We start from the raw sequence: 23,112 nt of genomic DNA, 5'->3' as shown, positions 1-23,112 counted from the left end.
TCAGCTGGGAAACGCAGCAGGGGCGCCGCATCAACGGCGCCCCTGTGCCTGTACAGATTTGCAGTCCTAGAAATTGGCTTCCAGGCGCAGATAGTACTTGCCGCCGTCGGTATCGTACGGGGCGTTGCGTGAGTAGATCAGGCCGCGATTGGCCTGGCGGCGGGATTCATCGGGATAGGTGTCGAAGATGTTTTCGGCCCCGACGCGCATGGCGAAGTTTTCGTTCAGCTCGACGCGAAGACCGAGATCCACGAAGATTTCCGCCCCGAAGTCCTGATAGATGACGTTGGCGCTGTCATCGGTGTCCGTCCACTCGCCATAATAGCGGGCGCGAGCGTTCAGGCTGTACCGGCCCAGAGCGTAATCGGCGCTGAGCACGGCGTTGTGCTGAGGCAGGCCCTGCTCGAACACGGTGCGCGAGACGTCGTTGAACACGCCGCTGGCGGCTTCACCGGTGACCTCGGTCTCGTTGTAGTTATAAGCGCCCGTCAGCGTGACGGCGCCTTCGCCCAGATCAAAGTCATAGCTCGCCACCAGATCGAGACCGCGGGTGCGGGTGTCAAACTGGTTCTGGAAGAAGGAGACGCGCGTGATGCTCTCTCCGCCTGGAACCCCGAGCGCCGCCAGTTGCGTCCGTTCCGCGTCGGTCAGGGTGAAGCTGCCAAGCGTCGAGAACCGATCATCCACATCGATCTGGTACAGGTCAGCGGTCAGGGTGAAGCCGCTGGCGTGCTGGTAGGTCAGACCCAGCGAATAGTTCTGCGAGGTTTCAGCATCCAGCGCCGTGATCTCAGGACCGTTTGCGCGGGCGTTGATGATGTCCGCCACCGGACCGACCGGGCTGAAGCGCCCTGAGGTGACAAGGTTCAGCGTCGTGCTGTCCAGACCTTGCGAGGTGCGCTCAGAACGCAGCTGACCCGGGGTCGGAGCGCGGAAACCGGTGGAGGTGGTGGCGCGGATCGCCAGAGCCTCGGTCAGCTCAAACCGGCCTGACAGCTTGTAGTCGGTGGTGGAGCCGAACTCTGAGAAGTCTTCAAAGCGCAGCGCCGCGGCCAGCGTCAGGCGGTCCGTGACCGGCGCTTCCAGATCGACATAGCCGGCATAGCTGTCCTGAGAGAAGCTTCCCGCTTGCCGATCAGAATAGCCCGGAAATCCGTTGGAGCCCGACGGCAGGCCGTCAACGGCGAGCGGGCCGACCGCGTAGGACGCTTCGTCGCCAGCTTCGATTTCATACGTTTCTTCACGCGCTTCCAGGCCGAAAGCGACGTTCACGGGCGCTGCGAAGGCGTCGACCGCCCAGCCATAGACGAAGTCGAGATTGAAATTGGTTTCCTGCTGGGCCAGGACGCCGGCGTTGAAGCTGGTCGGGCTTTGCGAACCCAGTGAGGCGTTGATGGTGTTGTAGATGAAGTAATCAACTTCATTGCGGCCGCGAGACGCGCTGAAATCCCAGCTCAGTCCGAAATCCAGATCGCCGCGCAGACCGGCCACGACCTCGTAATCCTGGTCTTCCGAACCGAATTGCGGGGAGAAACCGGCCGGGAAGATGGCGCTCAGATCATAGGCGGGGTCCAGCGGGCTGGTGCGATAGGCGCTGGTGGAGGCCGGGTTGCGCCAGTTGAAATCGCTGACGCCCTGGCCCTGGGTGAAGGTGGCGTGGCTGTAGCCTTCAATGAAGTCGGTGATCGGCGCGGCGGCGTTCAACGCGAACCGCACGACCTCGCGCTCGGGCTGACCCCAGTTCTGCACCGGATCGGCGACCTGAATGCCGGTGGCTTGTTCGAACGCGATGGCGTCCAGGCGCTGGCGCGAGCGTGAGGTGCGCTCGGCGGTCACATGCTCCAGCGTCGCCGTGGCGAAGCCGCCGTCTCCCAGCTCAAAGCCCAGCTGGGCGCCGATCTGATATTCTTCGCCGTCCCCTTCATAATACTGAGAGGCCTGGGCGAAGGCGCGCAGTCCAACCGTCTCGTCCAGGATCACATTGATCACGCCGGCGATGGCGTCCGAGCCATATTGCGCCGAGGCGCCGTCACGCAGAACCTCAACCCGGCTCACAGCGAACGCAGGCAGCGCCGCCATGTCTGTGGACTGGGCGCCGCGCGAGCCGAGCAAAGCCGCCCGGTGGCGGCGCTTGCCATTGACCAGAACAAGGGTCTGGTCAGGCGACAGGGTGCGCAGACGCGCCGGGCGAATGAAGATGGCGCCGTCGGCCATGGGCAGGCGCTGGATGGAGAAGGCCGGGTTCAGAACGGCCAGGGAATCCATCAGTTCATCAGACACCACGCTGTCGAGGGCCACGCCGGAGATCACGTCTACGGGCGCCAGAGAATCCAGAGCTGTCCGGCCTTCACGGCGCGTGCCGGTCACGACGATGATGTCATCGCGTGCGGCGGCGCTGGTGTCCATTTCGGATTGTGTCTGGGCGAAGGCCGGATGAGCCAGGGCTGCGGCGGCAGCACCGGCAAGAAGCAGGATGCGCATGAATTGTCCCTCCAAAAACGCGTCGATGACGCTGCGGGACCCCATGAACCGCAACGTGTCCGCCCGGATGTGATGGCGGAGTCGACCGTTAGCGATTAGGGGAGGTGTGTGACGGATCAGCGATGCTTCGGCGACGGATTAAAAAATTTATGCAACTATTTTATGCACTTATCGTCAGAACTCGGATTAATCTCCCTAGGGTGAGAGACTGGGTTTTCACTGCGGGCTTATGATATGAGGGACAGTCGTCAAGGAGGCGCGCCGCGATGATCGACACCGATACCCTGCACCTGCAATGGGCGCTCAGCTATCCGTTCCCGCGCCCGCAAACGCCCTTCATCTTTCTGGACGGCGCGACCTGGCCGCTGATGCAAACGCGCGGCGGGTTTGGCGACTGGATCATTGATCACGCCAAGGGGCCTGTGCGCATGGCCGATGCGCTGGGCGACCAGCGTCTCTCGGCTTTTGACCGCGGCGCCTATCACGCCGTGGCGGCGGTCGGCTCAAACGCCGCGCCGGCCCAGTTGCGTCGCAAATTCCGCGATCATCTCGATGACGTCGCCATTCCCGTCATTCAGATCAACGTGCCGGACCATGTGGTCGCCTACGCCAACCGCATTGCGGTCTATGGCTCGATCCCGGCGACGCTTGTCGAGCGCCCTGGCGGTTCGGTGCGCGTCTGGGCGACGCTTCTGACGACCCGCGACTACGCCATCATGAACGGCACGGAGGATCGCGGCGAGATTTATGACGGCGTGCCGATCGCCCCCGTGCATGTGCCCGAAGTCATCCAGAACCCGTTTGAAGCCTATGCCTGCCTCACAGGCTCTTTGCCCTTGCGAGTCTCGGCTTTCCCGTCCGAAGGCTGCGGCTGGCCCGTGGGCGGCCAATGGGAGGCGCAATCCGCCGCGATCCGCGCGCTGGAGCTTGATCTGAGCGTTGATCACTTTGTGCTGGAAAATACCGCCGATCCCGAATTGCGTGCGGCGCGTGATCTGGCGCTGTCGAAGGTGCGGTAGGAAGCGCTTTGACGCCTTCACATGTCACCCCCGCTGGGGACCCATGCCGGATGGTTTGATCATAGGTCACGCGGCATGGGTTCACCGGATAAACCGGTGAATGACAATCAGAGAGGATGAAAGCTGAAACCCGACCTCTCCCCCTGGAAAGGGGGAGAGGGGTATGATTGAGCCCTACCTCTTCAGCCAGCCCTTGTTGACCACCACTTCGGCGATCTGGACGGCGTTCAGCGCGGCGCCCTTGCGCAGATTGTCGGACACGATCCACATGGCGAGGCCGTTTTCGACGGTGGGGTCGTTGCGGATGCGGCTGACGAAAGTGGCGAACTCGCCGACGCTTTCCACCGGGGTGACGAATTGCGGCTCGTCCTCGTCGGCGCGGTCGATCACCATCAGGCCCGGCGCTTCACGCAGCAGGTTGCGGGCGTCTTCTGCGGACAGCTCGCGTTCGAGCTCCAGGTGGGCGGCGACGCAATGGCCGACAAAGACCGGCACGCGGGCGCAGGTGGCGAAGAGCTTGATCTTGGGATCAAGGATCTTCTTGGTCTCCACCGTCATCTTCCACTCTTCCTTGGTGGCGCCGTCCTCCATGAAGACGTCGATTTTCGGAATGACGTTGAAGGCGATCTGCTTGGGGAAGATCTCAGGCTCGATGGGGTCGTTGACGTAGATCGCCTTGGTCTGGTTCCACAGCTCGTCCATCGCCTCACGGCCGCCGCCGGAGGTGGACTGATAGGTCGAGCAGTTCGCCCGGATGATCCCCGCCGCATCATGGATGGGTTTCAGCGCCACCACGGTCTGGATGGTGGAGCAATTGGGGTTGGCGATGATGTTCTTCTTCGGGCGCTCATTGAGCGTGTCCGGGTTCACTTCCGGCACCACCAGCGGCACGTCCGGGTCCATGCGCCAGGCGCTGGAATTGTCGATGACCAGCGCGCCGGCCTTGGCGATCTTGGGCGACATCTCGCGCGAGACATCCCCGCCGGCGCTCATCAACACAATGTCGACGGTGGAAAAATCAAACGTGTCGGCGTCCTTGATGACGAGGGTCTTGTCGCCATAGGAGACTTCGCGGCCGACCGATTTTCGGCTGGCCAGGGCATAGACGGTTTCGGCGGGGAAGAGGCGTTCTTCCAGAATGGTCAGCATTTCCTGACCGACAGCGCCCGTAGCGCCCAGAATGGCGACTTTGAGACCCATAATGCTTCCTCGAATTCAGCTGACGGTTGATTTGTGATTGGCTACATTCCCCTAATGGGTGGTTTTGTAGCTATTCTTGCTCTCGTTGAGTTGGGTATGACTGCGGTGATGCTGATCGTGCTGTTGCGTCTGGCCTTCAGGGTCAGCGCCTTGACGGAGCACTGCAATGACCCGGATGCAGAGCCCTAAAGAAAAACCCCCGGGGCCAGTCTGGCCCCGGGGGTTTTCACACCGGATAGACCAGACCTTTAGCCCAGGCTCGGATCAATCTTCTTACACGCGTCGACAAGACCCTTCACCGAATCCACCGAGTGGTCGAACATTTCCTGCTCGTCCTTGTTCAGGGTGATTTCGACGATCTTTTCAACGCCATTGGCGCCGATCTGGATCGGCACGCCCACATACAGGCCGTCGACGCCGAACTGGCCGGTCAGGTGCGCGGCGCAGGGCAGGATGCGCTTTTTGTCGTTGAGATAGGATTTGGCCATGGCGATGGCGCTTTCCGCCGGGGCGTAGAAGGCCGAGCCATTGCCCAGAAGGCCGACGATCTCGCCGCCGCCCTTACGGGTGCGGTCGACGATGGCGTCGATCTTCTCATCGGTGGACCAGCCCATCTTGACCATGTCGGGCACCGGGATTCCGGCGATGGTGGAGTAGCGGGTCAGCGGCACCATGGTGTCGCCATGTCCGCCCATCACAAACGCGGTGACGTCTTCCACGGACACGTCGAACTCTTCGGCCAGGAACCAGCGGAAGCGCGCGGCGTCCAGAACGCCCGCCATGCCGACCACCTTGTTGTGGGGCAGGCCGGAGAACTCGCGCAGCGCCCAGACCATGGCGTCCAGCGGGTTGGTGATGCAGATCACGAACGCGTTCGGGGCGTGCTTCTTGATGCCTTCGCCGACCGACTTCATGACCTTGAGGTTGATTTCCAGCAGGTCGTCGCGGGACATGCCCGGCTTGCGCGGCACGCCGGCGGTGACGATGCACACATCCGCGCCTGCGATCGGGGTGTAGTCCTCAACCGAACCGCCGGTCAGATGGCTGTCCTTGCCGAAGACGGGGCTCGCCTCGCACAGATCCAGCGCCTTGCCCTTGGCGGTGCCTTCATTGAGGTCCATCAGGACCACGTCGCCCAGCTCTTCACGAGCAGCGATGTGAGCCAGGGTGCCGCCGATCATGCCGGCGCCGATAAGGGCGATCTTTTTGCGAGCCATGGAAGTACTCCTCAAGCCTTAGAGGGGGCGCGCCTTTTGATGCAGGCGCGAAGACAGGTGTGCCTGATCTACTCCGCTCAGCCGCGAAGTGCAATGCGCAGACGGGAGAAGACCGTTCACACGGCCGTCAATCGCCCAGCCAGTGCATGAAACTGACATTGCGAATGCGGTCTCCGCCGATCTCTGCGCCGCCGATCAGGGCGGGCGCATCCGGTTGGGGCGTAGCGCCTGTGTGAAGATATTCAGGCTGAATTCGGCCCGAAATCAGGATCTCGCCCAGGGTTTCATCCCGGGCGCGGAATTCGAACGATCCGTCTGTCAGGGTCAGGCTGCCCGGGCGGATGCGGCGGCTATCCAGATAATAGGTCTGGCCCAGCTCGTTCACGGCCGTTTCGCCATTCATCGGATTCAGGCTCAGCCAGACCGGGATCTCGTCCGCCGCCGCGCCGGACTCCCGCCAGGCGTCAAACTCCATCCGGTGGCCGACAAACAGGTGATGAACCGTCCACTCGCCAGCGGTAAGCCCGCCATCGGGCAGGAAAAACCCGCCCGGCTCGAAACTGACATTGATGTCGAACTGGGCTGATTGGGCGCTTTCGGTGTCTGTGTCGGTGTTTGAAGCGGCGGGCATGCTGGCTTCAGAGCATCCCGTCAGCAAGACTGCGCTGGCGCTCAGGGCGAGTAATTTAAGGATCATCATGCGTCTCCCCAGACAATGAAGACCCATCCTGCCTTGTTCACCCTGATCCGTCACTCGGTTTGCGTCTCGCTCTCGCCCACACGGCGTTCGGCGGCCAGATAGGCGTGTCCGCTCATCTCGAACAGGCGCGAGACGGTGCGCTGGAACTCAAAGGCGAAATCGCCTTCGGGATAGAGGTTCGTCGCTTCCACCGCCGCGCTCATGATCAGCTTGGTTTTGATCTCGTACAGCGCGTCGATCAAGGTGACGAAGCGCTTGGCCTGATCGCGCTTGTCCGGCGTCAAGAGCGGGGCCCGGTCGATCATGACCGTGTGGAACGTCTCCGCCACCAGCAGATAATCGGCGGGGCCCAGCGGTTTGGCGCACAGCTCTTCAAAGGTGAAGCGAGCGACGCCGGCGGCCTGGCGCGGGACCACCAGTTCGCGGCCCTGAACATCAAGAATGCAGGTCTGAACCTTGGCGCCGCGGGTCAGGCGCTTGAAGGCGGTGTCCATCGCTGAATCCGCTTCCGATCCCAGCGGGTGATAATAGACCGGCGCAGCTTCCAGCTGTTCCAGGCGATAATCGCGGCCCGAATCCAGTTCCTGAACGTCGAGCGTGTCCTTGATCAACTCGATGAAGGGTTCAAACAGCTGACGGTTCAGCCCGTTCTTGTACAGATCATCGGGATGACGGTTGGAGGTGGCGACCATCACCACGCCTTCCGCGAACAGGCCGTCAAACAGGCGGCCCAAAATCATGGCGTCGCCCACATCGGTGACTTGCAGCTCGTCAAAGCACAACAGGCGCGTCTGCTTGGCGAGCGCTTTCGCGACGCGAGGCAGAGGATCGGAATCCTTCTTTTCGCGCTCATGGGTGATGCGCGCCTGAAGTTCCTGCAGGAATTGGTGAAAGTGCACGCGGCGCTTCTTGCTGACAGGGGCGGCGTCAAAGAACAAATCCATCATCAGGGATTTGCCCGTCCCGACCCCGCCATAGAGATACATGCCTTTGGGCGCAGGTTTGGATTTGCTGAAAAAGCTCGACTTGCCCTCATTCCACTCTGACAGCGCCTCGCAAAGCGCTTGCAGATGTTCAGCAATCTCGGCCTGCCCGGGATCGGGCTGCAGTCGGCCTTCGGCCACCGCCTGTTTCAGGCTGTCCACAGGACCCATGAGTTAAAGGCTCCAGACCAGGGCCGCGGCGGCGATCAGCGCAAAGCTGATAGCGGCGGCGAGCCAGACATAAGCGGGGTGTTTGAGGGTGCGCATGGGCGCTTCGATACCCCGATGCGCCCGCCCCGCCAAGATGGTGGCGGTGATAGCATTATGAGGTTGCAGAAGCATTGCGAGGGCATGGCGTTTCAGCGATACTCGCCTGTAAGGAGAACGCGATGCTAAATCCAAGCGAAATTGAAGCTCTGGAGCAGGCGGGACTGACGCCGGCGCTGCGTGATGAGCTTGTCAGACAGTCCAAGGGCTCGGTCTGGTTGGGGATTTATCGGGTGTTCTCGGCTCCCTGGTGGATCATAGGTCTGGCCGCGCTCGCCCTTCTGGTGAACACCCAGACGCGGGATCTGATCCATCCGGGCCTGCTGATGGCGGGAATGATCACGGTTCCGATGGTGCTGGTTTCGGCGTTCTTGCTGCTAGCGTCCTGGTCGCCAGACCCCGCTGTAAGGTTGCGCCACCGTCTGATCGCGCTTTCCATTCATACCGCCAGACATTGGGCCGGCGCCAAGGCCCGGCTCGATCTTGAAGAGCTGGCGGCGTATCTCGATGGGGCGGAGAATGCCGAGGCGGCCCTTATGGTGCTGGACCCCTATCGGCGCAAACGGCGCTATTATCATACGACTGTCGCCATGGGTCTGGGGCTTTTCGCGATCACCATCGCTTTCTTCATCATCGGCCTGCCGATGATGCTGGGGCTGGGTTAATCCATCCAGCCTTCAAGCTCCGCCCGCCAGGCGTCCGGCAAGGCCTTGGGGCGCCGTGTTTCCCGATCCACATAGACATGGACGAAGAAGCCCTCAGCGGCGGCGGTCTCCTCGCCTGCTTTGAAGATGGCGATCTCATAGCGCACCGAGCTTGAGCCGATGCGCGCGACTTTCACGCCCGCTTCCAGCGCATCAGGGAAGGCGGTGGCGGCGTGATAACGGCAGCCGGTCTCCACCACCAGGCCGATGGTGTCTCCATGCTCGATATCCAGAAGCCCCGCGTGCGCGAGCCGCCGGTTCACCGCCGTGTCGAAGAAGCCGTAATAGACGACATTGTTCACATGGCCGTAGACATCATTGTCCGCCCAGCGGGTCTCGATGGGTTCAAACTGGTTGAAATCCGCCCGTGTCGCCGGGGCCTGACGCTCTGCGCTCACAGGATTTCCTCATACATCGCCACGATGGAAGCGTAGGTCATCTCGCGCGGATTGTTTGGCAGCAGGCGGTCATTGGCGGCCACATCCTCGGCCATGGTCGGCACGTCATTATGGCTGATGCCAAGCTGGGACAGGCGGCGCTCGATGCCGACCGCCTCGGCGATGCGGTCCATCTCGTCGATCAGGCCGGTCGAGCCCGGCTTCAGGCCCAGATGCGCAGAAATCTCAGCATACTGATCTTCCGCTGCAGGCGCGTTATAGCGCAGCACGGGCGGCAGCACGACGGCGTTTGAAAGTCCATGCGGCACATGGAACATGCCGCCTAGCGGATAGGCCATGGCGTGCACGCCGGCGCAGGGTGAATTGGAGAAGGCCTGCCCCGCCAGCATGGCGCCCAGCAGCATGTCGCCGCGCGCTTCGCGGTCGGACCCGTCCTCGCAGGCACGAAGGATGGAGCCGTGCAGGAGCTTGAGCGCGGTCAGCGCCAGCGCGTCCGACATGGGGTTTTTCGAGCGGCGATTGGTGAAGGCCTCTATGGCGTGAACCATGGCGTCAATGCCGGTATAGGCGGTGGGGTGCTTGGGCAGGCCCAGCGTCAGATCCGCGTCCAGGATCGCCATGTCCGCATACAGAGGATCGGCCGCGATCCCGCGTTTGGAGGTCGCGCCCGTGGTCAGCACCGCCACATTGGTCACTTCCGAACCGGTCCCGGCGGTGGTGGGCAGCAAGATCAGCGGCGGGCGGCTCGCACGCACCTGCTGCACGCCGTACATGCCCGACAGCGATTGTTCGCCTGACAGCAAGAGCGCGACGACTTTCGCGGTGTCCATCGGGCTGCCGCCGCCAAAGCCGATCACGGCTTCTGCGCCAAACTCCTGGCCTTCCTGCACCGCTTCAAAGACCGTGCTTTCGGGCGGGTCGGCGACCACCTTGTCATAGACATGCACCTTGAGCCCGGCGTCTTTGAGCCCCGCCAGCGCCGCGTCCGCCAACCCGGCCTTGCGCACGCCGGCGTCGGTGACGAACAGGATGCGTGTCGCTCCTTTTAGCGCAGGGGAAGCAGTTTCGGCGAGCCGCGCGCTGGAGCCGGCTTCAAAGAGGGTTTTGGGGACGGTCGTGAAGGTGAAAGCGGTGGTCATGAGGGGCTGAACTCCCGTCTGCGTGCCGGAACTGCGCGGATGCGCCGCGACTGATATATAAAGGGTCTCTTTATGCGGACCCATGAAACAGGCACAGTATGCCTGTTCTTTCCGCACAGACCAGCCTGACCGGCCAGCCAGAGGAGGCGACGATGCTCGACGAAGTTTCCACATCCATTCCGGATATGGGTCGCGCCTATTATGACCCTCTCGTGCAGGACGCCGGCAATGGTCTGACGGGGCCGGGCGGGGCGCTCTATCGTTATGCCATCCGGCCTGAAGGCTATCGTCTGGATGATGAGGATTTCATCGCCGAGAGCTGGCAGCTCAAGCGCCAGCCCGATTACACGCCCGCTGAGCATGCGCGCTGGCGCCTCCTGTTTGAGAACCAGCGCAAGATGCTGCCCGGCCGCGCCTGCAAGGACTTCATGGAGGGGTTCGAGCAGCTCGAGCACCTGTTCAAGGACGGCATCCCCAGCTTTGACGACATCAACGCCATCCTGAAACCCGCCACGGGCTGGACGGTGGTGCCGGTGCCTGAGCTGATCCCGGACAACATCTTCTTCTGGCACTTGGAAAATCGCCGCTTCCCGGCAGGCGTCTTCATACGCGGCGGCGATCCGAAGACGAAAAAGGTCAAGGAGGCCAATCAGGGCCGCGCGCCGGAGTTCGTCGAATACACGGCGGTGGAAGACGATCTCTTCTACCTGCAGGAGCCGGACACCTTCCACGACATTTTCGGTCATGTGCCGATGCTGATGAACCCGTTCTTCGCCGACTACATTCAGGCCTATGGCGCGGGCGGCCGTCGGGCGATCGAATATAACCGCCTGAAGAATTTCGGCTCGGTCTATTGGTATACGGTGGAGTTCGGCCTGATCGAGGAAGAGGGCGAGTTGCGCGTGTATGGCGCGGGCATTCTGTCGAGCCCGGACGAGACCTTGTTCTCGCTGTACTCAGACAGCCCGCACCGGATCAAGATGGTGCCTGAGCGAGTCATGCGCACGGACTATGTGATCAGCGATTTTCAGGAAACCTACTTCGTCGTGGACTCCATCAAGGCGCTCTATGAGAGCACGGCGGGCCGGGATTTCACGCCGATCTACAAGAAGCTCCCCGCGGGCTTCACCTACGCCACCACCGCTGCGCTCGACACCGATGTCATCGTCACCGAGGGCACGCAGGAATACAAATTCTGCGGCGGCAAGGGCAAACCCCGCGCGGTGGCGCACATGGAAGCCATTCGTGAGGCGCATAAGCGGTAGAGCGAGGACCGTTCTGATGGAATGTCGTTTACGGCGCTACGGAACGGTCATCGGTCGTCACTGACCAGGACCAGATAATGGCGGAAGACAGAGAGACCCGTATTCTTCAGCAAGAGTACGATCATATGTGGAGCTACTATAATAAGATCCACGAAAACAATCAGAAGCTCTATGATAATTTCTTCAGGGCCGTGTCAGTCTTCGGCGCTCTGATTGCGGTGTCTGCCGCCATCCTGAATTTTGAAGCTATTGATCTTGGCTTGCCTTTCCAGATGCTTCTGGTGGGTGTCGTCTCCTTTGGGGTGATCGGCCTGGGGCTGGTGGGTCACAATTCCCTGATCACCTTTGCCAGGGAAGTCGGGAACAGCCAGATCTATCTGGAAAACATGAAGCAAATCCGTAAGCATCTCTGGGAATCAACACCCGCCATAAAGTCCTCCGGCATAGAGCCGATACATGAGATGCGGGTTGTGAAGGCGCCGGAGCACACGGGGCGTGTCTCTGATTCTCGCATTCTCATATTTGTGGCCTTGAATTCGATCATCTTCACATCTGGAGTTTTCACGTTCTGCTATGCAGCGCTCTACTCTGCGATGCTGATCTTTGGCGATGATTCCGCTAGCGCTGCCAGTGTGGGTCGCGCCTCTCTCGGCTCCCTGGCCACCAGCGCACTCTTTTTTCCGGTCGTCTTTCTCGTGGAGCGAAACGCAACCTTCCGTGCGCGTGATGTGTATTTCCGCGAACGCATGCCTGACGCCGCTGGTCGCTAGAAGCATCGTCGCCGCGCTCCAGTTTCTGCGTGGGGAGGCGGATGTCTCAAGGCGTTTCCAAGAAAAAGCCCCGGCGGAGACGCCGGGGCTTTCGTGTTTTGGAGAGTGGGTGAACCCTACTCCATCGTCGGGATGATGAAGGCCTGGTCGGACACTTCGCCGGTGGGCCAGCGCTGGGTCACCGTCTTGATCTTGGTGAAGAAGCGCACGCCTTCCATGCCGTGCTGGTTGGCGTCGCCGAAGGAGGACCGCTTCCAGCCGCCAAAGGTGTGATAGGCGACCGGAACCGGGATCGGCACATTCACGCCGACCATGCCCACATTGACCTTGGACGCGAATTCGCGGGCGGCCAGGCCGTTGCGGGTGAAGATCGCCACGCCATTGCCGTACTGGTGTTCGCTGGGCAGCTTGGCCGCTTCTTCGAGATCCTTGGCGCGCACGATCTGCAGCACCGGGCCGAAGATTTCTTCCTGATAGGTCTTCATGTCTGCTTTGACATGGTCAAACAGCGACGGGCCGATGAAATAGCCGTTCTCATGGCCTTGCAGCTTGAAATTCCGGCCGTCGATCAACAGCTTCGCGCCTTCGTCGACGCCCATCTGGATATAGCCTTCGACCTTGTCCTTGTGCGCCTGTGAGACGACCGGGCCGTACTGGGCGTCGGGATCGGTGGAGGCGCCGGGGGTCAGCTTCTCGATCTCGGGGATCAGCTTTTCCAGCAAGCGGTCGGCGGTGTCGTCGCCCACCGGAACCGCGACGGGCAGCGCCATGCAGCGCTCGCCGGCCGAGCCATAGGCGGAGCCCACCAGATCCTGAACGACCTGATCGAGATCGGCGTCCGGCAGGATGATGCCATGGTTCTTGGCGCCGCCCATGGCCTGCACGCGCTTGGCGTTCGCGGTGCCCCGCGAATAGACGTATTGGGCGATGTCGGAGCTGCCCACAAAGCTGACCGCCTTGATATCGGGGTGATCGAGGATCGCGTCGACCGCTTCCTTGTCGCCATGTACGACGTTGAGGATGCCGTCAGGCAGGCCCGCTTCGGTCATGAGTTCGGCCAGACGCACCGGCACGGAGGGGTCTTTTTCCGACGGCTTGAGGATGAAGGCGTTGCCGCAGGCGATCGCCACGCCGAACATCCACATCGGGATCATGGCGGGGAAGTTGAACGGGGTGATGCCCGCCACCACGCCCAAAGCCTGACGCATGGAATAGACGTCGATGCCGGGGCCGGCGCCTTCGGTGTATTCGCCCTTCATCAGATGGGGTACGCCGCACGCGAACTCGATCACTTCCAGGCCGCGCTGCACGTCGCCCTTGGCGTCGGCGACGACCTTGCCGTGTTCGGTGGACAGCAGCAGCGCCAGCTCGTCCATGTTCTCTTCAAGCAATTGCTTGAACTTGAACATGACGCGCGCACGGCGTTGCGGGTTCACCGCGGCCCAGGCGGGTTGGGCCGCCTTGGCGATGGCGACCGCCTCATCCATTTCCTTGACGCTGGCGAGCGCGACCTTGGCCTGAACCTCGCCGGTATTGGGATCATAGACATCGCCAAAACGGTTTGAGCCGCCAGGTACGGCCTTGCCATTGATGAAATGGTGGATATCGCGGTGTGCGGACATAAGGCTTCCTCCATCGGCCGGTCTTGGGTGGACGCCGGCGCGTGTGGTTATGATCTGAGGCGGGTTTAACGCCCGGCGGGGGCGCTTGTCGAGCGCCCAGCAGAGGATGTGAGCGCTAGCGGGCCGAGAGGTTGGCGGGCTGGCCTTGAGCGGTCTGCCCGCTCCAGCCATCGTCGCTGAAGGCGCCTGAGAACACGCTGGCCCCGCTGGGGTCAAACAGGCTCAGGGTCTGGTCCGCATCGCGATAACTCCAGAACGCGGCGCTTGAAACGCTGGCCGGACAACTGGGCATGGCGGTCGCAAACCCGGACGCGTCGCGATGATCGAGATTGGTTTCCGGCAGGGGCGCGGCGGTGGCGTCCAGCAAGATCTCGCAGCTTTGTGACGGCGTGCTGAGCGTATAGACGCCGCCTTCGGGCGGCTCTGAGACCGCGAATGCAAGAGCAAGAAGCCCGATCTGGAGTGAAAGCATGGCGTGTTATGTCCTTCAGGGCTGAACCCAGCCGGGATGAGGGCCGTCTTCCGCCCAGTATAAACGCACCAGCGCGCCATCGCCACTCCAGCCGGCGATGGCGGTCGGCTGAATGGCGCCTGCCCGCCAAAGGACGCGGTCTTCGGCGTTGACCAAATCCAGGAGTGCGCGCCCGTCTTCCGGACGCCGCCAGCGCACGATCTCTGACCACGGGGCGTCGCATTGGTCTGGATGCACCGGCCCTTCCACAAGGCTCGCTCCATCTCGATCAAGCCGCAACGTGCACGGGGTGTCTTGCACACGCCAGGCGCCGATGAACCAGGTGGCGTCCAGTCCCTGATCGGAACGCGGCAGAACGGGCGCGGCACGGTTCGGCGGCGGTCCGGCCTGTGCCTGAAACGCCTGCGCTTGAGGCGCGGCGCAACTGCTCAACAGGCCGAGGCATGAGACAAAAATGCAACGTAAGCGCATGAAATTCCCCTCTTGCGTGTGCAAGGTGAAGGCGCGGCGTTTCCTGATGTGCCGGTCGATGTAGATTAACCTCAATAGCGACGGCGTAAAATCGCCGCCAGACGATATGTTCGGGGAACTCACATGAAAACGATCAAGGGGCCGCTGCTAGCGGCGACGTCAGCCGTCATGCTCGCCATGGCTATGGGGTCTGCAGCGCAGGCCATCCCGTTCCGCGATGATGTCGGGGATGAAGGGGCGCAGGAGTTCGCCCAGGGCTGGGACGGCGTGGTCCAGATTTACCTGTGGAACCGTGTGTCTGGCGGCATCACCTTCAATTGCACCGGTTCCATGATCAATGCTCGCACCGTGATTTCGGCCGCGCACTGTTTCGACGCCAATCCTGAGCAAGTCTACGCCAATGGTCCGGGTTCGCTGACGCCGATCATCGCTTTTGGTCCCGATACCTTCGTGCCGCTCTTTAACTGGCTCGACAACGACATCCAGTTCACCGACGATCTGAACGGCCTGACCTTCGGTGTGGATTTGATGATGCACCCCGACAGCGAAGTGAACGGCGTCAACACCTTCCCCGCCGCCGATGTGGCGATGATCGCGCTGGCCAATCCGCTCTACACCCTGCCGACTTATGGCATGCTGTTCAGCCCGATCCCCGAGGACGTCTTCAACGAAGGCGTTCTGGTCAATCAGATCGGTTACGGCACCTTCCATCCCGGTTCTGATACATCGGTGGGGTCCATCAATGGTCGCCGTCGCGCCGGTGAAAACATGCTGGGCCTGATGGCGTCCCAGAGCGATTTCTTCCAGGCGCTCGCGGGCGAAAACGCCGGCTCGCCCCTTCCAAGCAACAACCAGCTTTTGTACTGGACCGATTTCGACCTTCCGGGCCGGACGGGGACATGCGTGCGCGCTGATCTGGGCGCGACGGCGGAAGACAGCATTATCTGTGACGACAATACGCCCGGCGACGGCGTGCGTCTGGATGGCGACACCATCATTCTGCCCGGGCCGTCCATTGATTACTTCCCAGGGGGCGCCCTGCCCAATGAAGTTGCGACCGGCGGCGGGGATTCGGGCGGGCCGCTGATGGCCATGAACCTCTTCAACAACCCGCTGCTGCTCGGGGTTCTGTCCGGCGGATTTGTTGACGGATTTTTCCACCCCTCGGGCCAAAGCTATGGCGAGGTGAGCTATTACAATCCGCTGTTCACCTATCACCAGTGGATCAGTGAAAATAACCCCTACAAATACGTCAGCGCCATGGCGGGCGACGGAGTGTGGTCGGACCCTGATCACTGGGTTCAGGGCCTCGACCCGAACTATTTCATCTACAATGAGGACGGGGAGATCGTGAACGGTCTTCCTGACGGGGATGAAGGCGGGCTGGGTCAACGCCGCCCGATCAATGGCGTTGTGTTTGACACCCCGGTGGCGGACACAGACACCTCAGACAATCCTGCTGGCGCAGGCGCCGCCGACCTCATCAACTTTTCTGCTGACGGCCTGGTGGCGACCCTGCCTGAACATTTGCGCGAGGCTTTCGCCGGGTATGACTGGTCTGAAGGCGAGGCTCTAGCGCCGCAAACCGTGTCGGGCCTGATCCAGACGCTGACGGGGCCGGGTTATACCGGGTTTGTGCCTGACAATTATTATGGCGGGCTCAATGCGCCTGCGTTTGAAGATCCGGCGCAATTTTTTGACGTCACCTTGGCGGCGGCCGGCACGACCACGCTCGATCTGGACAATGTCGAGATCGACAATCTGACCCTGGCGGGCGGCGCGGCGCGCCTTGTGATCAACGAGGACGCCTTCCTGGCCAGCCTGATCGGCGTGAACGTGATTGCGGGCGAGCTTGAGGTGAATGGCGGCCTGTTCTCCCGCGAATTGATGCTCTGGAGCGGTCTGTTGAGCGGGTCGGGCGAGATCTCCCTGTTTGATCCCAACTCTTTCCTGGGCAATGGCGTTTTTCTGGACGGCGCGCTTTACAATGTGGGCGGCGTCGTAACCGCGGGCGCAATCGGCGCAACAGGAACGCTCACCCTCAACGGCGATTACATCCAGTCCGCCGGCGGCGTGCTGGGCGTTGATTGGAGCGCTTCTGGCGCGGACCTGCTTCAGGTCAACGGCGACGTGTCCCTGAATGGCGTCATCGCCGTCAATTCTGTCGGCGGGTCTCTGCCTGCTTATGGCGACACGCGCCGCATCCTGAATTTCACGGGCGAGCGCGTGGGCGAGTTCAGCGGCGACAATCTTCCGGGCGTCCTCTTCCTCACCTCCACCTATGGCGCAGACTTTGTCAGCGTCACGGTGGACGCGGCGGATTTCGGGTCGGTCACGACGTTCCAGAACCCGGCGCAATCGGGATTGGCGACGTATCTGGACGCTGTGCGGGGCGCGGACTATGGCGCTCTGTCCGAGCTTTATGGCGGTCTTGATGTGTTGTCGGGGACTGCGCTGTCAGACTCCTTTGAAGCTCTGGTCCCCCATGAGGCGTATCAGAGCCGCCGGGCCAGCCGGGCGCATCTTGAGACCTTTAACGCACAAATGCGCGACATCGCCCTCACACGGGGCGCGTCTTCAGGCTCGGCGCTGGATAACGCCGCATTCACGGCGCGTCTTATGGATGCCGACATGCGCCCCGGCCTGAGTGAAGCCTCACTGGCCCTTCAAGCCGAAGACGCCGCATCAGGTCCGGTGATGAACGACGCCGGCCGGGGTGTTCGCATCTTCGCCGCAGGCGGTCAGCTGGATGGCGATGTGCAGACCACTTCCGTCTCTGAAAGCGATCTGGAAGGGCATTTCGGCATGGTGGGCGCGGATATCCAGACCCGGGACTGGCTGCGTCTGGGCGGGGCGCTGGGTTATGCGAATTCCGAAGTGGAGTCCGTCGCCGCAGCGAACGGCGTCACCAAGACGGACGTCGATACGGTGCAAATTTCCGCTTACGCTCTGGCCGAACAGGGCCGTCTGCTCGGTATGGCGCGCGTCTCCGCCGCGTCGCACTCGGCGGATAGCCGTCGGTCGCTGGCGGTCGCCGGGCAGCCTTTGGCCGTCAACGGGTCTGAGGATGCAGACAGCCTGGAGGCTCAGATCATGGCGGCGTATCGCCTGGGGGATCTGCAGGGCCGGTTTGAGGTCACGCCGGTCGCAAGCCTGACCTGGTCGGAAACCGAGTTTGACGCCGTTCAGCAGGCGGGCTCGGTCGCTGCGCTCACCCTGTCTGACTCCATCAGCACTGAGCTGGTGGCGCGGGCCGGCCTCAAGCTGGGTGCAGGCCTTGATGTGGGTCAGGCGCGTATCACTCCGCACGCATATTTGGGGTATGCCAGTGATCTGCGTGATAGCTCGGATACGCTTTACGGGTCTTTCTCGGGCGCGTCGGGTCTGTTCGCGATCAATCCGGGTATTCGCGGCGGTGACGACTGGACGGAAATCCGCGCCGGTATGACCGTTGCTCTGCCTAACAACCTCACCCTCGCAGTGAGCTATGATGTAGTTGAAGATCGCAAGGATGTGCTGAGCACGCAGACCTTGTCAGTGGGCGCACGGCTGCGCTTCTGATCCAAAGCGAAGCGCCAGGACGAAAGGCCGCGCCGGTTTCGCCGGTGCGGCCTTCTTTTACCGGTTAGCGAACCAGGCCTGGCTGCGGTTCGCGAAGGCGACCAGCGACAGCATGACCGGCACCTCCACCAGCACGCCCACCACGGTGGCGAGCGCCGCCCCGGAGTTCAGGCCGAACAGCGAAATCGCCACCGCGACCGCCAGCTCAAAGAAGTTCGACGTACCGATCAGCGCGCATGGCGCGGCGATGCTGAACGGGACGCGGGCGACATAGGCAGCGGCGTAGGCCAGAGCGAAGACGCCATAGGACTGGATCAGCAACGGAACCGCGATCATGGCGATCACGACGGGGTGCGCGAGCAAGGTCTGCCCCTGAAAACCGAACAGGATCACCACTGTGGCGATCAGCCCTATAATGGAGAGCGGCTTGACGCGGGTTGTGAAAGCGCGGACCGCCGCATCGCCTTCCAGGGGCGGCAGAGCTCGGGTCAGGACGTGTCGCACCAGCGCGCCTGCGACCAAGGGCGCGACCACATACAGCCCGACCGAAAGCAGCAGCGTGTTCCAGGGCACGCTGACCTCGGTCACGCCCAGCAAGAGCGCCACGATAGGCGCGAAGGCGAACACCATGATCACGTCATTGGCGGCGACTTGCACCAGGGTGTAATTGGCGTCGCCCTTGGTCAGCTGCGACCAGACGAACACCATCGCCGTGCAGGGCGCCGCGCCTAGCAAGATCAGCCCGGCGATATAGGCCTGGGCGTCGGCGGGGTTGAGAAAGGGCGCGAAAACAAACTCAAAGAACACCACCGCCAGCCCGGCCATGGTGAAAGGCTTGATCAGCCAGTTCACGATCAAGGTGATGACGAGGCCTTTGGGGCGGTCGCCGATCTGACGCAAGCGCGCCAGATCGATATTCACCATCATCGGAAAGACCATCAGCCAGATCAGCACCGCCACAGGCAGGTTCACATTGGCGATCTGAAGGCTGGCGAGCCAGGCGAACCCTTCAGGAAACACGACGCCGAGACCGACGCCGCAGACAATGGCGGCGCCGACCCAGACCGATAGCCAGGCTTCGAAAAATCCGATGCCGCCCGGAGCGATTTCGGCGTGAGTCTCATCGGTGCTCATTGAGAGGCTCCGTCATGGGCGGCGTGCAAAATGGCGAGACGGTCTTTGGGTTCAACCTCTATGAGGCCGGCTTTCAGACAGGCCTGGATGCGGGATTTGAGCGCCTGGAACGTCGCTTCGAAGGCGGCTTCCGCCTGAGGGCCGTCAGGAATTGCAGCGGGGTCAGGCAACCCCCAGTGCGCTCGCACCGGCGCGCCGGGCCAGATGGGACAGGTTTCAGAGGCGGCGCTGTCACAGACGGTGATCACCACATCAATCCGGGGCGCATCCTCGCCTTCAAACTCAGACCAGCTCTTGGAGCGCAGCCCTTTCACACTGAGACCATGGTTGCGCAGGGTCGATATCGCATACGGATTTGGGGCGCCTGCGGGTTTCGAGCCGGCGGAAAATGCTGTTAGCTTTCCATGGCCAAGATGAGTCCACAGAACTTCCGCAAGGATCGAACGCGCGGAGTTGCCGGTGCAGAGGACGAGCAGATTCATGGCAGGGTCCGATTTGCGTGACGCTGGAGAGGCTTTATGATCGTCCTTCATATATTTCAGGATTGGTTGAAATGAAAGAGTCTGCCGTGAACTCAAAGGTCGCCGCCAGCCAGTTCGCCGCCCTGGCGCATGAAACGCGCCTGACAGTCTTCCGTACTGTGATGAATGCGGGGCCGGAAGGCGTGTCTGCGGGCGATCTGGCGGTCAAGGCGCAGGTGACTCCCAGCAATCTGTCCGCGCATTTGACGGTTCTGGTCTCTGCAGGTCTGCTCGATGTCCGGCGGGACGGGCGACGGCGGTACTATTTCGCGGCGGTGCCGGCGGTGCGCGGCTTGCTCAACTTCCTGATCATGGAATGCTGCGATGGCGATCCGGCCCTGTGCGGCTTGCAGGTGTCTGAACTGACGGGCTTGCACAAAGAGGCCTGCTAGACCTCCATGTCCAGATGACCGGGACTGACCTGACCCAAACCCATGTGGTGGACCAGCTGATTGAAGAGCGGGCTGTGCGCCTGTCGGCCAATCAATGGTTATGGCCATGGATCCGGCGCGTCTTCTATCCCTTGCTGGGGTATCAAAGGGCGCGCTCGATCGCCGACGCTCTGGTCGCCAAAACGGGCGAAGAGGCGATGGACTGGGCGCAGGATTTCCTCAGCATGAGCGCCAGTGTGGACGGGCTCGAACATGTCCCCGAATCCGGTCCCTGCGTGATCACGGCGAACCATCCCGGCGGTATTTCAGATGGGATCGCCGTGTGGCAGGCGCTGAAAGCGCGCCGTCCGGACATGGTGTTTTTCGCCAACCGCGATGCGATCCGGGTCTGCGAAGGCCTGGCGGATGTGGTGATCCCGGTGGAGTGGCGCGAAGGCTATCGCAACCGCGAGAAAACCCGCGACACCCTGAAACGCGCCATCACCGCCTTTCAGGAGGGGCGCTGCGTGGTGGTGTTTCCGGCGGGGCGGATGTCGATGTGGGACTGGCGCAGCCTGTCATTGCGTGATGATAGCTGGCAGCCCACCGCCGTCAGCCTGGCGCGGAAATTCAACGCGCCGATCATCTCGCTGGGCGTCAAACAGCGCATGTCGCTATGGTTTTACGGCCTGGGGTTGATCCACGAAGAACTGCGCCATATGACCGTGTTTCACGAGCTTCTGGCCAAGAAAGGCGCGCATTACCGGCTCAGATTCGGTGCGCCTCTGGATCCGCTGACACTGGCCGGTGACGAACAAGTGGCGAGCGAGACCTTGCGGCTGTGCAGCCAGGGCCTCGCGCGGCAGGCCTGAAACCCCGTTCTTTTTTGACGTGATTGGTCTAAACTCTGGCCACGAGGGGGACGGTCATGCGTGACGATAGCTATCTCAAGCGTTTGATGGCGGACCTTGATCTATGGGTCAGGGAAGGTCTCATTGATGAGACGACCGCCAAGGCGCTCTCCGCGCGCGCCCGTGAACAATCACCGTCTCCCAGCTCTTCACCCATACTGGCCAGTCTGGCCGGACTGGTCATTGGTCTCGGCGTCATCACGATCATCGCGGCGAACTGGTCGGCGCTGAACGGTGTGGTGCGGCTCGGGCTGGCGGGCCTCTTGATCAGCGCCGCCATGCTGTCAGCCGGTTATTTGCGCGACCGCGCCTTGTACCTGGCGTCCAACATCACCGCCGCCATCGCCGTCTTGCTGGCGGGCGGGGGCGTGATCGTGATCGGCCAGCTCTATCACGCCAGTTCCACCGGCTCGGCGTTTCTGAGCCTGTGGACCCTGATCGGCCTGTTGATCACACTCGTGCTGCGCGCGCCCCTGGCTGGCGCCGGGGCAGCGCTTCTGGCCTTGCTGTGGAGCCTGTTTCACTTTGGTGAAGCCGGTGAACTCACGCGCCTGCCTGAACCGATCTGGGTGATCCCTGTGCTGGCTGGTCTTGGCGGGCTGGGGTGGAAATGGCGATCTCTGGGTCTACTCAATATCATCTTCCTGACGGTGATTGTCTGGGTCAGCTGGAATGTGGTTGAGCTGTTTCTGGATGAGTTCAAAGGAGAAGACGATATCCGGGTGGCCTATGCCCTGGCGGCCCTGTGGGCGGTTTTCGCGCTCGTGGCTGAGCTGATCGCTCGCTCTACAACGGTCTTCGCCCTGAGAAGTTTCGCCGGATGGTCCGCCTGGACGGCCATGGCGGCGCTCCTGGCCGGGCTGGCGACAGAGCGGGTGCTCAACAGTGATTATATGATGGTCATCGCAGCGTTGAGCCTGGCGATCTTTTCGGGGCTGACAGCCTATGGCGCGGCCCCCGGGCGGCGCTGGTTGCGCGGCGCCGGCGTGTTCGGCTTCATCGGCGCCGCGATCATTATCTTCACCTATTCCACGAACCTGGTCACGGCCGGCTTCACCCTGATCGTGTTTGGCGGCGCGCTGGCCGCCTTGCTGATCGTCACCAACCGCATGCTCGTGAAAGCCCGGGAGCAAGCCTCATGATCAAGGTCTCTTTCCTTGCGCGCGGCGCGATTGGTCTGGCTGTGATCCTGCTGGGTCTGGGCTGGATGACCTTCAATCATGAAACGGCTCGGTCGTCAGGACGTGAAGTGGTCCTGCAGACCAATCCGGTGGACCCGCGCGACGTTTTCTTTGGCCATTACGCCATCCTGAACTATCGCGAGTTTGGGCCGCGTGATGTTCAGGTCGCCGTGTCCGATGACCCAGACCTCGCGGTGGGCGACACTGTTTATGTTCCGCTGATTCAGTCCGGCGCTTTCTATACGCCCGGCGAGGTGTTCGCAGCGCGCGAAGACGCTGCTGCGACGGGCGCGCCCATTCTCAAGGCGGAACTGATTGAAGGGTATGTCATTCGCGATGAGGACGATGACGCGCTCTGGGTTCGTTTTGACCTGCCCAGTCAGTATTTCGCTGACCCCGAAACGGCGATCGCGCTGCAGTCAGACTTTCAAACGGCGAACGCCATTCAAGGTCGACGGGATCGGTGGGAAACCTGCCGGGGTCTGCAGCAAACCGCGCCTGATCAGTTCGAGCAGTCCTGGATGTGCGAGGATTTTGACCTTGCTGATGAACCCACGTCGGACATTCCTGAATACGGCGTGATCCTGTCCGTCTCTGATCGGGGCGACGCCGTGATCAAGGGGCTCTATCTGGATGGTCAGCGTCTTTATGACAGCCTGACCGGTCCCCGACTGACGCTAGAGCGTCGTGAGTGAACGCTCCGGCCTGAGGCTGGGGTGATATCT

21 protein-coding genes are annotated in these 23,112 nt (G+C 62.0%); 9 read left to right on the top strand and 12 right to left on the bottom strand.

Annotation, left to right across the window (positions count from 1 at the left end; all coding sequences use genetic code 11):
- Nucleotides 1–66: 66 nt before the first annotated feature.
- Nucleotides 67–2,481, bottom strand: a complete 2,415-nt coding sequence (locus ACTIGF_RS05670) for a TonB-dependent receptor plug domain-containing protein (RefSeq protein ID WP_439635940.1) — start codon at nucleotides 2,479–2,481, stop codon at nucleotides 67–69.
- A gap of 266 nt (nucleotides 2,482–2,747) precedes the next feature.
- On the opposite strand from ACTIGF_RS05670, the gene ACTIGF_RS05665 reads away from it, so the two are divergent.
- Nucleotides 2,748–3,500, top strand: a complete 753-nt coding sequence (locus ACTIGF_RS05665) for a hypothetical protein (RefSeq protein ID WP_439635939.1) — start codon at nucleotides 2,748–2,750, stop codon at nucleotides 3,498–3,500.
- A gap of 174 nt (nucleotides 3,501–3,674) precedes the next feature.
- On the opposite strand, the gene ACTIGF_RS05660 is transcribed toward ACTIGF_RS05665, so the two are convergent.
- The 4 genes from ACTIGF_RS05660 to zapE form a co-directional block, all read right to left on the bottom strand.
- Complete coding sequence (locus ACTIGF_RS05660) at nucleotides 3,675–4,700, bottom strand: aspartate-semialdehyde dehydrogenase (protein ID WP_439635938.1); 1,026 nt, start codon at nucleotides 4,698–4,700, stop codon at nucleotides 3,675–3,677.
- Between the two features lie 248 nt (nucleotides 4,701–4,948).
- Entirely contained in the window at nucleotides 4,949–5,917 is a 969-nt protein-coding gene (mdh, locus tag ACTIGF_RS05655; protein ID WP_439635937.1) for a malate dehydrogenase, read from the bottom strand.
- A gap of 127 nt (nucleotides 5,918–6,044) precedes the next feature.
- On the bottom strand, nucleotides 6,045–6,617 hold the full coding sequence (locus ACTIGF_RS05650; protein WP_439635936.1) for a hypothetical protein: 573 nt from the start codon (nucleotides 6,615–6,617) through the stop codon (nucleotides 6,045–6,047).
- A 50-nt stretch (nucleotides 6,618–6,667) separates the two neighbouring features.
- Nucleotides 6,668–7,771, bottom strand: a complete 1,104-nt coding sequence (gene zapE / locus ACTIGF_RS05645) for a cell division protein ZapE (protein ID WP_439635935.1) — start codon at nucleotides 7,769–7,771, stop codon at nucleotides 6,668–6,670.
- A 218-nt stretch (nucleotides 7,772–7,989) separates the two neighbouring features.
- Here zapE and ACTIGF_RS05640 point away from each other — a divergent pair, with 218 nt between their 5' ends.
- Nucleotides 7,990–8,532 carry a hypothetical protein gene (locus ACTIGF_RS05640; protein ID WP_439635934.1) on the top strand — a complete coding sequence of 181 codons (543 nt, stop codon included), beginning with the start codon at nucleotides 7,990–7,992 and terminating at the stop codon, nucleotides 8,530–8,532.
- Here the strand turns inward: ACTIGF_RS05640 and ACTIGF_RS05635 are convergent.
- Nucleotides 8,529–8,969, bottom strand: a complete 441-nt coding sequence (locus ACTIGF_RS05635; RefSeq protein ID WP_439635933.1) for an acyl-CoA thioesterase — start codon at nucleotides 8,967–8,969, stop codon at nucleotides 8,529–8,531. The genes ACTIGF_RS05640 and ACTIGF_RS05635 overlap by 4 nt on opposite strands.
- Complete coding sequence (locus tag ACTIGF_RS05630; RefSeq protein ID WP_439635932.1) at nucleotides 8,966–10,108, bottom strand: iron-containing alcohol dehydrogenase; 1,143 nt, start codon at nucleotides 10,106–10,108, stop codon at nucleotides 8,966–8,968. Before ACTIGF_RS05630 ends, ACTIGF_RS05635 begins: the two co-directional genes overlap by 4 nt.
- Nucleotides 10,109–10,260: 152 nt before the next feature.
- Here ACTIGF_RS05630 and ACTIGF_RS05625 point away from each other — a divergent pair, with 152 nt between their 5' ends.
- Together ACTIGF_RS05625 and ACTIGF_RS05620 are read left to right on the top strand one after the other, a co-directional pair.
- Nucleotides 10,261–11,373 carry a phenylalanine 4-monooxygenase gene (locus ACTIGF_RS05625; RefSeq protein ID WP_439635931.1) on the top strand — a complete coding sequence of 371 codons (1,113 nt, stop codon included), beginning with the start codon at nucleotides 10,261–10,263 and terminating at the stop codon, nucleotides 11,371–11,373.
- Nucleotides 11,374–11,450: 77 nt separating this feature from the next.
- Nucleotides 11,451–12,143: a hypothetical protein gene (locus tag ACTIGF_RS05620; RefSeq protein ID WP_439635930.1), complete on the top strand. Its 693-nt coding sequence runs from the start codon at nucleotides 11,451–11,453 to the stop codon at nucleotides 12,141–12,143.
- A 116-nt stretch (nucleotides 12,144–12,259) separates the two neighbouring features.
- Here the strand turns inward: ACTIGF_RS05620 and ACTIGF_RS05615 are convergent, their stop codons facing one another.
- The 3 genes from ACTIGF_RS05615 to ACTIGF_RS05605 all read right to left on the bottom strand — a co-directional run bounded on the left by ACTIGF_RS05615 (nucleotide 12,260) and on the right by ACTIGF_RS05605 (nucleotide 14,708).
- Nucleotides 12,260–13,765 (bottom strand): CoA-acylating methylmalonate-semialdehyde dehydrogenase, encoded by a 1,506-nt coding sequence (locus ACTIGF_RS05615; RefSeq protein ID WP_439635929.1) that lies wholly within the window; start codon nucleotides 13,763–13,765, stop codon nucleotides 12,260–12,262.
- 115 nt (nucleotides 13,766–13,880) lie between these two features.
- Entirely contained in the window at nucleotides 13,881–14,237 is a 357-nt protein-coding gene (locus tag ACTIGF_RS05610) for a hypothetical protein (protein ID WP_439635928.1), read from the bottom strand.
- 15 nt (nucleotides 14,238–14,252) lie between these two features.
- A complete protein-coding gene (locus ACTIGF_RS05605; protein ID WP_439635927.1) occupies nucleotides 14,253–14,708 on the bottom strand; it encodes a hypothetical protein in 456 nt (151 codons plus the stop codon).
- A gap of 123 nt (nucleotides 14,709–14,831) precedes the next feature.
- On the opposite strand from ACTIGF_RS05605, the gene ACTIGF_RS05600 reads away from it, so the two are divergent.
- Nucleotides 14,832–18,269, top strand: coding sequence for an autotransporter domain-containing protein (locus ACTIGF_RS05600; protein ID WP_439635926.1), 3,438 nt, complete (start codon nucleotides 14,832–14,834; stop codon nucleotides 18,267–18,269).
- Between the two features lie 57 nt (nucleotides 18,270–18,326).
- Here the strand turns inward: ACTIGF_RS05600 and arsB are convergent, their stop codons facing one another.
- Both arsB and ACTIGF_RS05590 read right to left on the bottom strand, forming a co-directional pair.
- Nucleotides 18,327–19,403 (bottom strand): ACR3 family arsenite efflux transporter, encoded by a 1,077-nt coding sequence (gene arsB / locus ACTIGF_RS05595; RefSeq protein WP_439635925.1) that lies wholly within the window; start codon nucleotides 19,401–19,403, stop codon nucleotides 18,327–18,329.
- Nucleotides 19,400–19,885, bottom strand: a complete 486-nt coding sequence (locus ACTIGF_RS05590) for an arsenate reductase ArsC (RefSeq protein WP_439635924.1) — start codon at nucleotides 19,883–19,885, stop codon at nucleotides 19,400–19,402. The genes arsB and ACTIGF_RS05590 overlap by 4 nt, the downstream gene beginning before the upstream one ends.
- A gap of 71 nt (nucleotides 19,886–19,956) precedes the next feature.
- On the opposite strand from ACTIGF_RS05590, the gene ACTIGF_RS05585 reads away from it, so the two are divergent.
- Genes ACTIGF_RS05585 through ACTIGF_RS05570 form a run of 4 tightly spaced genes read left to right on the top strand, consistent with a single transcriptional unit; the run spans nucleotide 19,957 to nucleotide 23,082 of the window.
- Nucleotides 19,957–20,316 (top strand): ArsR/SmtB family transcription factor, encoded by a 360-nt coding sequence (locus ACTIGF_RS05585; RefSeq protein ID WP_439635923.1) that lies wholly within the window; start codon nucleotides 19,957–19,959, stop codon nucleotides 20,314–20,316.
- A gap of 14 nt (nucleotides 20,317–20,330) precedes the next feature.
- The gene (locus ACTIGF_RS05580) at nucleotides 20,331–21,167 is read left to right on the top strand and encodes a 1-acyl-sn-glycerol-3-phosphate acyltransferase (RefSeq protein ID WP_439635922.1); all 837 of its coding nucleotides are present in this window, start codon (nucleotides 20,331–20,333) and stop codon (nucleotides 21,165–21,167) included.
- A gap of 56 nt (nucleotides 21,168–21,223) precedes the next feature.
- Complete coding sequence (locus ACTIGF_RS05575) at nucleotides 21,224–22,348, top strand: DUF2157 domain-containing protein (protein ID WP_439635921.1); 1,125 nt, start codon at nucleotides 21,224–21,226, stop codon at nucleotides 22,346–22,348.
- Complete coding sequence (locus ACTIGF_RS05570; protein WP_439635920.1) at nucleotides 22,345–23,082, top strand: GDYXXLXY domain-containing protein; 738 nt, start codon at nucleotides 22,345–22,347, stop codon at nucleotides 23,080–23,082. Before ACTIGF_RS05575 ends, ACTIGF_RS05570 begins: the two co-directional genes overlap by 4 nt.
- Nucleotides 23,083–23,112 lie beyond the last annotated feature (30 nt).

The sequence above is a fragment of the Oceanicaulis sp. genome (assembly GCF_051859625.1).
GTDB lineage: Bacteria > Pseudomonadota > Alphaproteobacteria > Caulobacterales > Maricaulaceae > Oceanicaulis.
Note: the sequence above shows the minus strand (reverse complement) of the source record. Positions and strands in the feature narration are given on the sequence as shown.

Bases quoted from the DNA above. Each gene is read 5' to 3' on its own strand.
- mdh (WP_439635937.1), bottom strand. From the start codon at position 5,917: ATGGCTCGCAAAAAGATCGCCCTTATCGGCGCCGGCATGATCGGCGGC.
- ACTIGF_RS05610 (WP_439635928.1), bottom strand. From the start codon at position 14,237: ATGCTTTCACTCCAGATCGGGCTTCTTGCTCTTGCATTCGCGGTCTCA.
- ACTIGF_RS05585 (WP_439635923.1), top strand. From the start codon at position 19,957: ATGAAAGAGTCTGCCGTGAACTCAAAGGTCGCCGCCAGCCAGTTCGCC.
- ACTIGF_RS05590 (WP_439635924.1), bottom strand. From the start codon at position 19,885: ATGAATCTGCTCGTCCTCTGCACCGGCAACTCCGCGCGTTCGATCCTT.
- zapE (WP_439635935.1), bottom strand. From the start codon at position 7,771: ATGGGTCCTGTGGACAGCCTGAAACAGGCGGTGGCCGAAGGCCGACTG.
- ACTIGF_RS05665 (WP_439635939.1), top strand. From the start codon at position 2,748: ATGATCGACACCGATACCCTGCACCTGCAATGGGCGCTCAGCTATCCG.
- ACTIGF_RS05640 (WP_439635934.1), top strand. From the start codon at position 7,990: ATGCTAAATCCAAGCGAAATTGAAGCTCTGGAGCAGGCGGGACTGACG.
- ACTIGF_RS05605 (WP_439635927.1), bottom strand. From the start codon at position 14,708: ATGCGCTTACGTTGCATTTTTGTCTCATGCCTCGGCCTGTTGAGCAGT.
- ACTIGF_RS05570 (WP_439635920.1), top strand. From the start codon at position 22,345: ATGATCAAGGTCTCTTTCCTTGCGCGCGGCGCGATTGGTCTGGCTGTG.
- ACTIGF_RS05625 (WP_439635931.1), top strand. From the start codon at position 10,261: ATGCTCGACGAAGTTTCCACATCCATTCCGGATATGGGTCGCGCCTAT.
- arsB (WP_439635925.1), bottom strand. From the start codon at position 19,403: ATGAGCACCGATGAGACTCACGCCGAAATCGCTCCGGGCGGCATCGGA.
- ACTIGF_RS05580 (WP_439635922.1), top strand. From the start codon at position 20,331: ATGACCGGGACTGACCTGACCCAAACCCATGTGGTGGACCAGCTGATT.
- ACTIGF_RS05650 (WP_439635936.1), bottom strand. From the start codon at position 6,617: ATGATGATCCTTAAATTACTCGCCCTGAGCGCCAGCGCAGTCTTGCTG.
- ACTIGF_RS05575 (WP_439635921.1), top strand. From the start codon at position 21,224: ATGCGTGACGATAGCTATCTCAAGCGTTTGATGGCGGACCTTGATCTA.
- ACTIGF_RS05670 (WP_439635940.1), bottom strand. From the start codon at position 2,481: ATGCGCATCCTGCTTCTTGCCGGTGCTGCCGCCGCAGCCCTGGCTCAT.
- ACTIGF_RS05615 (WP_439635929.1), bottom strand. From the start codon at position 13,765: ATGTCCGCACACCGCGATATCCACCATTTCATCAATGGCAAGGCCGTA.
- ACTIGF_RS05630 (WP_439635932.1), bottom strand. From the start codon at position 10,108: ATGACCACCGCTTTCACCTTCACGACCGTCCCCAAAACCCTCTTTGAA.
- ACTIGF_RS05620 (WP_439635930.1), top strand. From the start codon at position 11,451: ATGGCGGAAGACAGAGAGACCCGTATTCTTCAGCAAGAGTACGATCAT.
- ACTIGF_RS05660 (WP_439635938.1), bottom strand. From the start codon at position 4,700: ATGGGTCTCAAAGTCGCCATTCTGGGCGCTACGGGCGCTGTCGGTCAG.
- ACTIGF_RS05600 (WP_439635926.1), top strand. From the start codon at position 14,832: ATGAAAACGATCAAGGGGCCGCTGCTAGCGGCGACGTCAGCCGTCATG.